General features: G+C 56.8%; 1 pseudogene. It reads left to right on the top strand.

Going from position 1 to position 814, the window contains the following annotated elements:
* Window positions 1-128 precede the first annotated feature (128 nt).
* Window positions 129-689 (top strand): annotated as a pseudogene (locus HBN63_RS21620) (OprD family outer membrane porin); the annotation flags it as partial.
* Between the last annotated feature and the right edge of the window lie 125 nt (window positions 690-814).

Below are 814 nucleotides of genomic sequence, written 5' to 3'. Positions count from 1 at the left end.
CGGCATCATCTGCCGCACCACCCACTCCCGATGCTCTATCGAATAACGCGCCACACGGCTCTCACTTCCGCCCACCGACCAAGACTCATCGAATCAACTCACACGACAACTATCCTGACGCGGCGGGTCTGAGTATCGGCACCGGACAGGCTGCAATTGCCGCCGAAGAAAAGGCCGAAGGCTTCGTCGAGGGCAGCAGCCTCACTATTCTGAATCGCAACCTCTATTTCAATCGCGACTTTCGTAAGGGTCAGTCGAGCGGCACAGGTAATGGTTACTCGGAAGAGTGGGCGCATGGGATCATTGGGCAGTTTGAGTCTGGATTCACCGAGGGTACCGTTGGCTTTGGTATCGACGCGTTTGCGATGCTGGGCCTGAAACTCGACTCTGGTGATGGGCGATCCGGCGCAGGTGGCTCCGTTGATGTGATGCCTTACAACAGTGCAGGGCAACCCGAAGATGACTACTCCAAGGTGGGTGGTGCGGTTAAAGCCAGGTTCATGGATACAGTCATCAAAGCTGGCGATGTTTTCCCTGTCAGCCCCGTTGTTCAATACGGCGACTCGCGACTCCTGCCCGAAAGCTTCCGCGGTATCACCGTGGCCAACAACAGTATTGATGGCTTGGCCCTGCAAGGTGGCCGCCTGCATTCAATGAGCGAGCCCAACTCAAGCAGCATGCGCGATGGCTGCGGATTTCGGTGAACGTGACCGCTCATTTCGCTAACAACGTGACCGGTGCCTCCACCCGATTGCGCGGGGTTTAAATTCTAACCGCATCGGTCACGATGCGGCTTCTTCCTCCGTGTTTTTCC

It is taken from the genome of Pseudomonas sp. WS 5011 (assembly GCF_012985775.1).
Taxonomy (GTDB): Bacteria; Pseudomonadota; Gammaproteobacteria; order Pseudomonadales; family Pseudomonadaceae; genus Aquipseudomonas; species Aquipseudomonas peli.
The sequence above is the reverse complement of the archived record's forward strand: the minus strand, read 5'-3'. Positions and strand labels throughout refer to the sequence as shown.